The sequence below is a fragment of the Peptoniphilus koenoeneniae genome (assembly GCF_030812875.1).
GTDB lineage: Bacteria > Bacillota > Clostridia > Tissierellales > Peptoniphilaceae > Peptoniphilus_B > Peptoniphilus_B koenoeneniae.
Window position 1 is genome coordinate 19040 of the sequence record NZ_JAUSTN010000004.1, and the last position, 14057, is coordinate 33096.

A 14057-nucleotide genomic window follows, 5' to 3' on the forward strand; every position below is an offset into this window, starting at 1 on the left:
AAAATAAAAAAGCCTCAATTTGATGCTTTTTATAAATAATGTCTTAAATAAATATTTAATATTATCTTTCATACAAATAAAAAAAGCTCCGAAGAGCTTTTTTTTGAAAACTTATATTTTTTAAAATATGGTGATTGTTTTTTAAAAACCTTTTGTTTCTCCAAAGAAGTAATATCCAAGTGGTGTGTAGAATAGTCCTTCAATGTTAGGTTTAATCATGTGTGGACTTGTGTAGAAGTAAATTGGTGCAACTATTGCATCATCTTTAACAGCTATGTCTTCAGCTTTGTGAAGATCTTCAAATCTCTTTGCTGTGTCATCTGTAGTTTTTGCTTCTTTTACAAGTTTATCAAATTCAGGATTTGAATATTGTGCGTCATTATTTCCGCCGCCTGTCATCCACATATCAATAAATGACATAGGATCATTATAATCTGCTACCCATCCGTGACGAGCTATATTATAGTTACCTTCTTTTCTGTCTTTTAAGAATACATTCCAGTCAGAGTTTTGAAGTGTTATAGTAACTCCAAGTTCAGTTTGCCACATATTTTGAAGTGCTTCAGCTACTGCTTTGTGTCCTTCTGATGTGTTGTAAATATATTCAATTTGTGGGAAGCCTTTTCCATCTGGATAACCTGCTTCTTTAAGAAGTTTTTTTGCTTCTTCTACATTTTTAGTGTAATCGTCAGCGTTGATTGAATAGAAATCTCCACCTTTTGTTCTAAAGTCATCTCCACTTGCTCCATCTTTATCGCTTACTCCAGATGGAACAAATCCTGATGCCGGTTGTTGTCCTTTACCTGTTACTTGTTCAACTATAAAGTTTCTATCAATTACAAGACTGAAAGCTTTTCTAACCTTTGCATTATCAAATGGTGGTTTTGAAGTGTTAAAGCATACGAAATAAGTTCCTACTTGAGGATTGATTTTAAGTTCGCCGTTGTCTATTAACTTTTTAACTTCTTCTGTTGGGACACTTTCTATAAAGTCAAGTTCTTTTGCCCTATATGATGCATAAATTGCATTGTCATCATCTTTCAAGTGGAAGGCTAATTTTTCTGCAGTAATTTTATCTGCGTCATAGTATTCCGGATTCTTTTCCATATTTATTACTTGATTGTGTTCCCAAGAAGCAAGTTTGTATGGTCCATTTGAAATATAAGTTTCTGGCTTTAAAGTCCATTTGTCATTTCCTTCAACTATATCTTTTCTTACAGGATAAGTTGCTGCGAAAGCACAAATTTCTTCAAAATATGGAGTTGGTGTGTGAAGTTTAACTACAAAAGTTTTTTCATCTGGTGCTGAAATATTTAATTTTTTAGCATCATATCCATCAACCATATCAAGCATATATTCATAGTCTGCTCCTGTGTTAGGATCTACAAGTCTGTTCCATGAATATAAAAAGTCATTTGCTGTTACAGGTTTACCATCTGACCACTTTGCACCATCTCTTATGTGGAAAGTGTAGGTAAGTTTATCATCTGACACTTCCCATTTATCAGCTTGACCAGGTTTTAATACTGCATTTCCATTTCCATCATTTTCCCATTTAATTAAACCTTCAAACATGTGTTGAATCATAGTTGCCCCGTCAAGAGAAGTGTTTAATGCGGGGTCAATTGAATCCGGTTCAGATGCTATACAAATATCTAATATACCATCTTGTCTTCCGGGTTCTTCTTGTATTACTTTCTTTTCTTCTTTTCCTTTGTTTCCTTCTGCTTTTTTGTTATCGGTTTTTGAACCGCAAGCTGTTAATACTAATATTAACGTTAAGCAAAGAACTAATAATTTACCTTTCCTTTTCATAATCTCCTCCTAAATTTTATTTATATTATGACAACTTACATAATGACCTTGTTCATATTCACGAAATTCTGGTTCTTCTTCTTTACATATTTCTGTGGCATAAGGGCACCTTTCGTGAAATCTACATCCCTTGGGCGGATTAATTGCCGATGGGATTTCTCCTATTAATTTTATTCTCGATTTTTTTCTATTTATCTCAGGATCTGCAACTGGTATTGCCGATAGTAAGGACTTGGTGTATGGATGAAGAGGATTGTCATAAAGTTCATTTGCCTCTACAAGTTCTACAAGTTTTCCAAGATACATTACTCCTATCCTATCTGAAATATGTTTTACTACAGATAGGTCATGGGCTATAAATAAATATGTCAATCCAAATTCTTCTTGCATGTCTTGAAGCATATTTACAATTTGAGCCTGAATGGAAACATCCAAAGCTGATATGGGTTCGTCGCAAACTATAAATTCTGGTTTTACTGCAAGAGCTCTTGCAATTCCTATTCTTTGTTGTTGTCCGCCGCTAAATTCGTGGGGATATCTGTTTGCATGTTCTCTATTTAAGCCGACCCGATTTAATAGTTGACCGATTTTATCTTTTCTGTCTTCTTTATTTTCGTATAAATTATGAATATCAAGAGCCTCTCCTACAATTTCTCCAACTGTCATTCTTGGGTCAAGAGATGCTGAGGGGTCTTGAAATATTATTTGCATTTTTCTTCTTAAAGGAACCATGTCCTTTTTTATATTATTTTCAGAATCATAAATTACTTGTCCGTCATAGGTTATTTTTCCCCTTGTTGGTTCGTGTAATCTTAAAATTGTTCTTCCGAAGGTTGTTTTACCACAACCGGATTCACCTACAAGTCCTAGGGTCTCTCCTTTTTTTATAAATAGACTTACATTATCTACTGCATGGACAGTATTTATTTTTCCGAAACTTCCTTTAACTTTAAATTGCTTTACTATATTTTCACAAACAAGGAGTTTTTCATCTGTTTTTTTCATTTAATTCCCTCCCTGTTTAAATGTAGCCAACATTTTGAATAGTGATTTTCTGAAATTTCAAACATTGGCGGTTCTTTTCTAAGACAAATTTTCATGCAATGGTCACATCTTTGTCCAAATCCGCAACCTTCAGGAGGGTTTAACATGTCCACAGGGTTCCCTTCAATGCTTTTAAGTCTTTCATCTTCTTTTGAATCAATTCTGGGCATTGATTTTAAAAGTCCCTTTGTGTATGGATGATTAGGTTTATAAAAAATCTCATCAACACTTCCCTGTTCAACAATTTTTCCTGCATACATAACGCTTACCTTATCACAAATTGCAGCAACTACCCCCAAGTTATGAGTTATAAAAATAATACTCATTTTAGTTTTGTTTTGTATTTCTTTCATAAGTTCCAATATCTGAGCTTGAATTGTTACGTCTAAGGCCGTAGTAGGCTCGTCAGCGATTAAAAGTTTGGGCTCGCATATAAGACCCATACCTATCATTACTCTTTGTCTCATGCCCCCTGAGAGCTCGTGAGGATATTGTTTCATTCTCTTTTCCGGATTTGATATTCCAACAAGTTCAAGCATCTCTACTGCTTTTTTATAAGCTTCTTCTTTTGAAATTTTCTTATGGACTAAAACTGCTTCCATAAGTTGATTTCCAATTGTATATACGGGATTTAAGCAAGTCATTGGATTTTGAAAAATCATAGAGCATTTATTTCCTCTAAAATCTTCCATTTGTTTTTTGTCGTAATCTAAAATATTTTCATTTTCAAAAATAACTTTTCCGGATTTAACTTTTCCAGGTTCTTGAAGCAAGCCCATTATTGAATAGGCTTCAACACTTTTTCCACTTCCTGATTCTCCAACTATTCCCATTACTTCGTTGTAATTTAAATCATAATTTATTCCGTCAACGGCTTTTACTTCTCCTACAGGTGTATAAAAAGAAACTTTTAAATCTTCTACGCTTAATAATTTGTTTTCCATAATTCACCTACTTCTTCAATCTTGGGTCAAGAGCATCTCTTAAACCGTCACTAAATAAATTTAAACTTAAAATAATTAAACTTAATAAAATTGATGGAATAACAAGCCTGTAAGCATAGGAGTAAATACCTCCAAGAGCATCTGCCGCCATGGCACCAAGAGATGTCATAGGAGCTGAAACCCCAATTCCCAAGAAAGATAAAAAACTTTCAAGAAATATTGCCGATGGAATTTGCATAGCAGTCATTACAATTATTTGACCTATACAATTTGGAAAAATATGTCTTTTTATAATCCTTTTTTTACTTCCCCCCAAGGCTCTTACGGCTGTGATAAATTCCTGCTCTTTAAGCATAAGAACTTGTCCTCTTATTATTCTTGCCATACCTACCCAATATAAAAGTCCAAAGACTATAAATATTGAAATAAGTGCCGGCCCTAAAACTCCAATTTTTTTTGCAAATTGGCTTCCGCTATTGTTAACCCAATCTTTTAAAGGTTTGTTAATTGCTATTGAAATAAGGATTACTACAAGTACATCTGGCACCGAATAAATAAGGTCCAATATCCTCATCATTATTGAATCAACTTTTCCACCTAAGTATCCTGAAACAGCTCCATAAATACTGCCTATTACAAGTACTATAAGTGAGGCGAAGATGCCTACTATAAGAGAAACTCTTGTGCCGTACATAACTCTTGTTAAAATATTTCTTCCTAATTTATCTGTTCCGAAAGGATATTGCAAACAAGGAAATAAATTTTCGTCACCTCTAAACTGAGTTGTATAATCTCCTTTTACAAATAAAGGTCCTAAAAAGGCAAATATTACAACAAATATTAAAAATACCAAACTTACCATGGCAACTTTATTTGATTTTAGCCTTCTCCAGGCATCTTTCCAATAGGATACTGAAGGAGCTTTTGCATAAAAATCTTCTCTATCTTGTAAACTTGCAGGTTCAAAATCATCTGCTGCAAAAGTTATACCTAAATCTTCAGGATCTTGTTGTAAACTAAAAAATTTTTGCATCATTGAGTCTCCTTTGTAACATCAATTCTGGGATCTACAAATTTATATAAAATATCTACTATTAAATTCATAGTTATTACAAGAGCGGCAAAGAAAATTGTTGTCGCCATTATAATAGGATAATCTCTGTTTAAAATAGAATTTACAAAATATCTTCCAAGGCCTGGAAGAGAAAAAACAGATTCAATTACGAGAGATCCTGTAATAATTCCTGCCGTTAAGGGCCCTAAATAAGTGAGAACTGGTATAAAAGCATTTCTTAAAGCGTGCTTAAATAAAATCTTCCTTGATGGAACTCCCTTTGATTTTGCAGTTCTTATATAGTCTTGATTTATTGCATCAAGCATAGATGATCTTGAAAGTCTTGCTATATAACACATAGGATAAAACCCAAGAGCAAAACAAGGCATAATATAACTTCTTATATTGCTAAGACCCATAGTTGGTAAAATATGAAGTTTAACTCCGAAAAATACCAACAAGAGAGTAGCTGTAACAAAACCTGGTACTGATATACCTATGGTTGTTAAAACTCTTAAAAAATCATCAATTTTTTTCCCTCTGTTATAAGCTGCAAGACAACCTAAAGGAACTCCCACCAGGGTAGCCCAAATTACGGCTATAATCCCAAGTTTTGCAGAAGTGGGAAGCATTTCTTTAATAATGTCAATTACAGGTCTGTTTTTTTGCATTTTTAAAGAAACACCAAAATCCAGTTTAAGAGAATTTTTAATGTAATTTATAAGTTGAATATGTGTTGGCTTATCTAAACCGTATTTTTTATACAGGGCAGCCGTAACTTCAGGAGATTGTGCTTTTTCTCCTAAAAATGGACTTCCCGGTACACTTTTCATAAGCAGAAATGTTATACAAGTTACAACAAGCAAAACAAGAATCGATTGTAAAATTCTTTTAAAAATATACTTTGCCATTTTTTCTCCTTTATCTATTTATCTGTTTTTTGCTTTACTAAAATAAACTTTCATTAATTATACGCTTTAATGTTTTATATTGCAAATGATGTAAATCGTTATCTTGATAAATTTTAGTGAAAATTTTTTCATAAAATAGATAAAATAAAAAGGACCTTATTTAAATAAAGTCCTTTTATTGTTTTAAATAAAAAAACATTCCTAAAATATAAAACTTCAGGAATGTTTCTTGGTGCCCAGAGCCGGAATCGAACCAGCGACACGAGGATTTTCAGTCCTCTGCTCTACCGACTGAGCTATCTGGGCATAATGGTGGGCCTTCAGGGACTCGAACCCCGGACCTACCGGTTATGAGCCGGGCGCTCTAACCAACTGAGCTAAAGGCCCTCACCATTTAATATTTAATTGGCGGAGAAAGAGGGATTTGAACCCTCGCGACCCTAACGAGCCCTACTCCCTTAGCAGGGGAGCCTCTTCAGCCTCTTGAGTATTTCTCCAAAGTGTTCATAAATCCATCTCGGTTTATTTTTTCCGCATCACTCTTAACAGTATATAGGCGGAAAATAACTTTGTCAATAGATTTTTTTATAATAAATTTACCAAAACTTTAAATTGCTTACCCTTTCAAAAGTGTAAACAATTTAAAGTTTTTTTAATCTACACTATTTTTTTGTTGACACCCTTAACCCATAGATTGAATAAATTGAACAAAATCTTGATCTTCTTCAAAAAATGGCAACTGATTATCTTTATCCAAACTTTTTTGAATAATTACAAAACTTAAATCCTGCAAAATTAGAAAATCAAATTCATTTTTTATTTCTTTTCCATCTTTGTTTTTTATATCCAGTATTAATTTATCTTCCGATACAATATAAGTCCCTGAGTATTTGTTTATGTGTTCAAAATCTTTATCTGATATCTGATAAATTGCTATATTTCCATCATAACCTTTTAAATTTTTATCTTCAGTTAAATCCATATACCAGCCTTCGCTATTCCAGGTTGTATTTTTTAATTCATCCTTTTTAGCCTTTCTCCATCCACTGTCATATAAAAATCCCTTTTCTGCCTTAACTCCTTCATCTCCATATTGACTTAAATCTAAAAACTTAGACTTATGAGCTAACTCTTGTGAAACTAAATCCCACATTAACAATGGATCCCACCTTATGCTTTCTTTACCTTCCGGAACCAAATTTACCTCAACATCTGGAAATTCAAGGGAATCAGACACTAGGAGAAGGGGTTCTTCCGAAAAATCGCTTTTATATAGAATTTCATCAACTTTAAGTTCAGAATTATCCCCTAAAGTTAGTCTGTTTACGGCTATTGAACTTTTTGGATCAGCTGTTATGAAGAGAAAAACTTCTCCTCCGTTATTTTCCCTTGGAATTATATTTTCACATTTTAGATTTTCTATGAAGTTATATTTTTTATACAATTTAGGATTATTTTCTTTTATCCAATTTTTAAAGTTTTCCTTTAAAGATTCTTGAGAAATCCCAAGATAAGCAACTCCAAAATCTTTAGATTCCTTTTTTAAGCTTTCTCTTAAAGCTTCAAGAGAACCTTCTTTTTTTACCTCTTCTTCTTTTTTCTCTGAAATGTTTTTATTTTTTGTATTAAGCTCTTTTTTCTCAGTTATTTGATTTTTCTCAATTTTATTAGTATTTTCAGGCTTTTTATTACAAGAAATCAAGGAAAAGAAAAGCGGAATTACCATAAATATGTAAATAATTTTTTTCATTATGTATCCTCCTTTTTTCTTATTATATTACTTTTTTCTACTATTTAAAAATAAAAAAAGAGATCCTTTCAGATCTCTTAAAATTTTTTATTTTGTAATTGTTCCTTTTTTAATTGTGCCTTCAGAGCAATTCATTGTTATTATCTCGCCGCTTTTGATTTTTTTAATAGCATCTGCGACTCCAAATATTGTCGGTATTCCTAGGTTAAGACCAGTTATTGCCGATTGAGATGTAAAACCTGCTTCCTCAACAATTAAGCCCTTTGAACGCTCAATATATTTTACCATATCATTGGTAACTCCGTCAGTTACAATAATATCTCCATCTTCAAAGTATTTTACATAATCTTGGTCAGACTTCATCACAAGAGCTTTTCCTGTAACCTCAACATCTCCTATTCCTGTTCCCTTTGTCATAATTTCACCGACAGTTTGAACTTTTATTAAGTTTGTTGATCCTGCAAGTCCAACAGGAACTCCCGCTGTAATTATTACAGTATCTCCCGGTTTTATAAATCCGTTTTTTCTTGATTCTTCTTGAGCTACACTAATAACTTCATCAGTTTCAACGGCACTTTTTATTAATATGGATTTAACTCCCCATTCTATGTTTAGTTGTCTTTTTACTTTTTCTTTAGTTGTTGCCCCTATTATTAAGCATTTAGGTCTGAATTTTGAAATTGCCCTTGTAGTAAAACCTGAAGTTGTAGCTGTAATAATTGCTTTTGCATCTAAGTCTTCTGCAATTGTACAAGTTGATTTTCCTATGGCATTTGTTGTAGTCATAGAAATTTCATCAATTTTCTTTCTTAAAATTTCGTGAAAATCAATGGAGTTTTCTGTTACTTCAACAATTTTTCTCATAGTTGTTACTGCATTTACAGGATATTTACCACTGGCAGTTTCTCCTGAAAGCATAACACAACTTGTTCCGTCAAGAACTGCATTGGCAACATCATTAGCTTCAGCTCTTGTAGGTCTTGGATTTCTAATCATAGAATCCAACATTTGAGTGGCTGTAATAACAACTTTTCCCTTTTCATTACAAAGATTAATAATATCTTTTTGTGCTATAGGTACTTCTTCAGTTGCAATTTCAACTCCTAAATCTCCTCTTGCAATCATTATGCCATCAGATACATCAAGGATGTCTCTAACATTTTTAAGACCTTCCCTTGATTCTATTTTAGAAATTATTTTTATGTCATAATTGTTGTTTTCTTCAAGTATTCTTCTTATTTCAACAACATCTGCAGGAGTTCTTATAAAAGAAGCTGCTATAAAATCCATGTCATTTTCAATAGCAAATTTTATATCTTCCTTATCTTTTTCAGTAAGTGCCGGAAGTTTAACATGGGCATCAGGAACATTTACTCCCTTTTTAGATGAAATTTCTCCTCCGTTATAAACTGAGCAGTGAATTTCATTTCCTTCAATTTCTTTAACATGAAGTTCTACAAGACCATCATCAATTAAAATCCTGGAACCTATTTTTACGTCCTTAGGAAGATTTTTATAAGAAACGGAAACTTTTTTTTCATCTCCTATAATATCTTCTGTTGTTAAAGTAAATTCATCTCCTGGATTTAAATAAAGGCGCATGGAATCTTTAAAATCTCCAAGTCTTATTTCCGGACCTTTAGTGTCAAGAATAGTAGCAATTGGTAAATTTAGTTTTTCTCTTACTTTTTTAATTTTTTTAAGACGAGCAAGATGTTCTTCATGACTACCGTGAGAAAAATTCAAGCGGCAAACATCAAGACCTTCTTTAAAAAGTTTTTCTAAAACTTCTTCAGAATCACTTGCCGGTCCTATTGTGCAAATAATTTTTGTTCTTTTCATTTTTTTCCTCCATAAATAATACCTATGTGAATTATACCCTAAGTTCCCTTTAATAGTCTACAAAAATATGCTTTAATATATCTTGTGTTTTTTTATTATATCTATTGCTTTATTACACAATATATAGTATATTTATTTTAGTAAAAAATATATCTGAAAGGAAGAGTCCCATGATAACCGTTAGAAAAAGAAATGGAAATTCAGTAGCTTTTGATTCTGAAAAAATTAAAATTGCTATTGAAAAAGCTATGCATTCTCCAAATGGAATCTACATAGAAAATCAAGCACAAAAAATTGCTGATGAAATTTTTGATTATGCTCAAACTTTAAACAAAGAGCTGAGTATATATGATATTGAGGAACAAGTTTACTATAGACTTATTCATTACAATAATCCCGCCACTGCAAGAGCCTATGAATCTTACAAGTCCGTTCAAGCTTTTAAGCGTGAAGCAAACACAACAGACGATGAAATTCTCGGCCTTTTAAATCAAACTAACACTGAAGTTATTGATGAAAACTCAAATAAAAATGCAATAATAGCTTCTACTCAAAGGGACTTGATTGCGGGAGAAGTTTCAAAAGATATTGCAAAGAGAAAGATGATTCCAGCAGATTTAGTTGAAGCTCACGACAGCGGTGCAATTCACATACACGATTTAGATTATTTTATCCAACCTATCTTTAATTGCTGTCTTGTAAATATGAAAGATATGCTGGGAAAAGGAACTGTTGTAAATGGAAAGATGATTGAATCTCCAAAATCTTTTCAAGTTGCTTGTAATGTCATGACGCAGATAATAGCCCAAATTGCGTCAAATCAATATGGGGGCCAATCTATAGATATTTCTTGCTTAGGAAAATATTTAAGACGTTCCTATGAAAAAAATTTGAATTTAGCAGTTGAAATTATAGGTGATCTTGATCTTGCACAAAAAATGGCAGATGAAATGACTAAAAAAGATTTGCAAAGTGGAATTCAAACAATCCAATATCAAATCAACACCCTTATGACTTCAAACGGCCAAGCTCCTTTTGTAACTTTATTTATGCACATAAAAGACGGAGAAGCCTATGAAAATGAAATTGCTCAAATTATTGAAGAAATATTAAAACAAAGAATACAAGGTATTAAAAATGATGCAGGCGTTTATGTAACTCCGGCTTTTCCGAAACTTATTTATGTTCTTGATGAAAATAATGTAAATAAGGATTCCAAATACTATTATTTAACATCTCTTGCTATTAGATGCACTGCTAAGAGAATGTATCCTGACTATATTTCAGCAAAAAAAATGCGTCAAAATTATGAAGGCAATGTCTTTTCTCCTATGGGTTGTAGGGCCTTTTTGCCTCCTTATAAAAATGAAAATGGACAATATGTCTTTGATGGAAGGTTCAATGTAGGGGTTTGTACAATAAATCTTCCTCAAATAGGAATCCTTTCTCAAGGAGATGAAAATAAATTTTTTGAAATCTTAGAAAAGAGAATGGAACTTGTAAAAAGAGTGGGAATTTTAAGATATAAACATCTTAAAAATGTAACAAGTGATGTTTCTCCTATTCACTGGCAACATGGTGCCATTGCAAGACTTCCTAAACATGCAAAAATAGAAAGCCTTTTAAAGGGTGGCTACTCCACTTATACAATAGGTTATATAGGAATTTATGAAGCCTCAATGCTTGTTAAAGGCGTAAGCCACACAGACCCTAAAGGAACGGAATTTGCAAATAAAATTATGGACTTCTTAAACAAGAAAAAAGAAGAATGGACAAAGGAAACAGGCTTACAATTTGCAGTTTACGGAACTCCTGCAGAAAGTTTAACTCACAGATTTAATTCCATAGACAGAAACAGATTTGGAATAATTGAAAATATTACAGATAAGGGCTACTATACAAACTCTTTCCATGTTGATGTAAGAGAAAAAATTTCCGCTTTTGAAAAATTTGCTTTTGAAGCAAAATTCCAAGATAAATCTTCAGGCGGATGCATTTCTTACGTAGAGATACCAAACATGGAGCACAATCTGGAAGCTCTTGAAACAATGGTTAAATTTATTTACGATAACATTCAATATGCAGAGTTCAATACAAAAAGTGATTATTGTAGCGTTTGCGGTTATGACGGAGAAATTAAAGTAAATGAAAATAATGAATGGCAATGTCCTCAATGTGGAAACACCGATAAGGCTACTTTATCCGTCGTTCGAAGAACATGCGGTTACCTTGGTGAAAATTTCTGGAACGAAGGTAGAACTAAAGAAATAAAGGACAGAGTTCTTCACATATAATGAATTACGCACAAATAAGAAAATATGACATTGCCAACGGACCAGGAATAAGAAGTTCAATTTTTGTTACAGGTTGCAAAAATAACTGTCCCGGATGCTTCAATAAAGAATATCAGGACTTTGATTTTGGAAATAAATGGACTGAAAAGGAAACAAGAGAGATTATAGAATATTTAAAAGATCCTGAAATTGAAGGTCTTACTCTTTTAGGTGGAGAACCTATGGAACACCCTGTGGAACTTAGGGAAATTCTTCTACAAATAAAAAAAGAAGTTCAAAAAAATATCTGGGTTTACTCAGGTTTCACTTACGAAATAATTTTAAAAGACGAAAATAAATTCAATCTTTTAAAAGAATGTGACTTTCTTGTAGATGGACTTTTTAATGAAAATTTAAAGGATTTAAAATTAAGATTTAGAGGAAGCTCAAACCAAAGAATAATAGATATAAAAAAATCCTTAAAGGAAAATAAAGTTGTCCTTTGGGATCAAACAGTAAAAAATAATTTTCATTAATAAAAAAGGATGGAGTCTTAAAACTTCATCCTTTTATTTTTTATAATCTAAAATTTCCATAGACCTTTTATAATTATTGTCCAGTCTTACTTTTTCCCCTTCAGGTAAATCTCCCCTGTATTTACCTCCCTCAAGTAAATCTTTCATAGCGTAAACATAGTATCTGTAAATCCCGTCAACAATTCTTCTACTCGTGTAAGTGGGAATTAAGTCAACATCAAAATTAATTTTTTCGCTATCTTTTTTTAAATTAATACTTACAATAACTCCACACTCTGTATCATAAGTGCCCATCCACTCTTTTCTTTGATTGGCTATGGAATTTCCCATGGAATAAATTAAAAACTTATCTCTTCCGTCAACATTGAACTTTAAAGCTTTTTGTAAAACATGAGGATGGGAGCCTAAAATAATATCAGCACCAGCTTTAAAAATTTCATTTGCATAAAGCCTTTGTCTTTCAGCAAAGTCGGTATGGTATTCATCTCCCCAATGGCAATAGACAAGAATAATGTCTGCTCCAGCTTTCTTTGTATCTTCAATATCTTTTTTAACCATATTTAAATCAAGAGGGCTTACAACATAAGACTTATCCTTTAAAATTCCCTCCATGCCGTTAAACATTTCACTGTAAGATAAAAGTCCAACTTTTATCCCCTTTATGTCCACAACATTTATTCTGTCATTTTCTTCTTTTCTTGTGCCAAAAGGTAAAATATTGTTTTCTTTTATTGCATCAATAGTTGTCAAAACTCCTTCATAGCCTGTATCAAGGCAGTGGTTGTTGCAAGTTGAAAGAGCATCAAAACCAAAATCTTTTAAAAATTTTACAGCTTCTTTAGGAGCATTAAACATGGGATGACCTGCAATAGGTCTGTTGGGATTTATAGTTGCTTCAAAATTTCCAATTGCATAATCAGAAGAAGTAAGATATTCCTTTACCTTTTCATAGTAAGTGGAAAAATCATACTTACCCTCAGCATCTTTGGTTTTTATATAAAGAGGCTGATGAAACATTATATCTCCCGTTGCCATAATATTTGCCTGGATAAAACTTTTTTCAGATTTTTCTTCTTTAATAATTTTTTCTTTTTTATAATTTTCCTGATTTTTATTTGAAGGCAAAAAAAAGTTTGAATAAATAATTACCAGAAGGCTTGCAAGGATAAGCCAAACTAATGATATAAATCTCTTCATAAGCTCTTATTCCTATTTCTATTTTCTGCTTCAATTTTTGAAAATTTACATCCGCAGTAGTCTTGTCTGTATAAATTATATTGTTGAGAAAGTTCCACAGACCTTTTAAAGCCGTTTTTCTTTTTAAAATCACTCATTAAAAATTTTGCTCCCGTTTTTTTCTCAATAGCAAGTCCCATTTTATTTATAATTTGCGAATCCTTATGGGGGCTTATAGTAAGACTTGTTGTCCAAAAATCACAGTCCAAATCCCTTGCACAAAGACCTGTATATAAAAGTCTCAAGTAATAACATCTCATACATCTTTTGCCACCCTCAGGAGCCTTCTCTGTGCCTCTTATGACACTTAAAAATTCCTCTGGTATAAAGTCTGGAACAATTAAATTTATTTCTTCGTCTTTTTTTAAAGCATCAATAATTTTTCTTTGTTCTTTAATTCTTCTTTCCCATTCCATTTTTGAATCAAGGTTTGGGTTGTAAAATAAAATGTTAATTTGAAAATTTTCCATAAGTCTTTCAATAACTGCCGATGAACAAGGTCCACAGCAAGAATGAATTAAAAGCTTTGGCTTATAGTTTAATTTTTTAATTGTATTTTCCATTTCTAAATTGTAATTAATTTTCATGGAATAATTATAACACAATATTATTTTTAAAATAAAAAAGACGACTTTCGTCGTCTACTTTTATA

Annotated in this window: 11 protein-coding genes and 3 tRNA genes; 2 read left to right on the forward strand and 12 right to left on the reverse strand. The window is 32.1% G+C overall.

The window, feature by feature from the left end:
• Positions 1–141 precede the first annotated feature (141 nt).
• From J2S72_RS04100 to pyk, 10 genes are all read right to left on the reverse strand, one after another.
• Positions 142–1815, reverse strand: a complete 1674-nt coding sequence (locus J2S72_RS04100) for a peptide ABC transporter substrate-binding protein (protein ID WP_023054746.1) — start codon at positions 1813–1815, stop codon at positions 142–144.
• A 9-nt stretch (positions 1816–1824) separates the two neighbouring features.
• Positions 1825–2820 carry an ABC transporter ATP-binding protein gene (locus J2S72_RS04105; RefSeq protein ID WP_023054743.1) on the reverse strand — a complete coding sequence of 332 codons (996 nt, stop codon included), beginning with the start codon at positions 2818–2820 and terminating at the stop codon, positions 1825–1827.
• Positions 2817–3803: an ABC transporter ATP-binding protein gene (locus tag J2S72_RS04110; protein WP_023054744.1), complete on the reverse strand. Its 987-nt coding sequence runs from the start codon at positions 3801–3803 to the stop codon at positions 2817–2819. The genes J2S72_RS04105 and J2S72_RS04110 overlap by 4 nt, the downstream gene beginning before the upstream one ends.
• A gap of 7 nt (positions 3804–3810) precedes the next feature.
• Positions 3811–4836 (reverse strand): ABC transporter permease, encoded by a 1026-nt coding sequence (locus tag J2S72_RS04115; protein WP_023054766.1) that lies wholly within the window; start codon positions 4834–4836, stop codon positions 3811–3813.
• Positions 4836–5768: an ABC transporter permease gene (locus tag J2S72_RS04120; RefSeq protein WP_023054754.1), complete on the reverse strand. Its 933-nt coding sequence runs from the start codon at positions 5766–5768 to the stop codon at positions 4836–4838. Before J2S72_RS04120 ends, J2S72_RS04115 begins: the two co-directional genes overlap by 1 nt.
• 230 nt (positions 5769–5998) lie before the next feature.
• Positions 5999–6074, reverse strand: a tRNA-Phe gene (locus tag J2S72_RS04125).
• 4 nt (positions 6075–6078) lie between these two features.
• A tRNA-Ile gene (locus tag J2S72_RS04130) sits at positions 6079–6155 on the reverse strand.
• A 19-nt stretch (positions 6156–6174) separates the two neighbouring features.
• Positions 6175–6265 (reverse strand) — tRNA-Ser (locus J2S72_RS04135).
• Positions 6266–6450: 185 nt separating this feature from the next.
• A complete protein-coding gene (locus tag J2S72_RS04140) occupies positions 6451–7518 on the reverse strand; it encodes a hypothetical protein (RefSeq protein WP_023054755.1) in 1068 nt (355 codons plus the stop codon).
• An 87-nt stretch (positions 7519–7605) separates the two neighbouring features.
• Positions 7606–9360 carry a pyruvate kinase gene (gene pyk, locus J2S72_RS04145; protein ID WP_307495025.1) on the reverse strand — a complete coding sequence of 585 codons (1755 nt, stop codon included), beginning with the start codon at positions 9358–9360 and terminating at the stop codon, positions 7606–7608.
• Between the two features lie 170 nt (positions 9361–9530).
• Between pyk and nrdD the strand changes: the two genes are divergently transcribed.
• Both nrdD and nrdG read left to right on the forward strand, forming a co-directional pair.
• The gene (gene nrdD / locus J2S72_RS04150) at positions 9531–11654 is read left to right on the forward strand and encodes an anaerobic ribonucleoside-triphosphate reductase (protein WP_307495026.1); all 2124 of its coding nucleotides are present in this window, start codon (positions 9531–9533) and stop codon (positions 11652–11654) included.
• Positions 11654–12169: an anaerobic ribonucleoside-triphosphate reductase activating protein gene (gene nrdG, locus J2S72_RS04155; protein WP_307495027.1), complete on the forward strand. Its 516-nt coding sequence runs from the start codon at positions 11654–11656 to the stop codon at positions 12167–12169. The genes nrdD and nrdG overlap by 1 nt, the downstream gene beginning before the upstream one ends.
• Positions 12170–12202: 33 nt before the next feature.
• Here the strand turns inward: nrdG and J2S72_RS04160 are convergent, their stop codons facing one another.
• Entirely contained in the window at positions 12203–13366 is a 1164-nt protein-coding gene (locus J2S72_RS04160; RefSeq protein WP_307495028.1) for a CapA family protein, read from the reverse strand.
• Positions 13363–13992, reverse strand: a complete 630-nt coding sequence (locus J2S72_RS04165) for an epoxyqueuosine reductase QueH (RefSeq protein WP_307495029.1) — start codon at positions 13990–13992, stop codon at positions 13363–13365. The genes J2S72_RS04160 and J2S72_RS04165 overlap by 4 nt, the downstream gene beginning before the upstream one ends.
• Positions 13993–14057 lie beyond the last annotated feature (65 nt).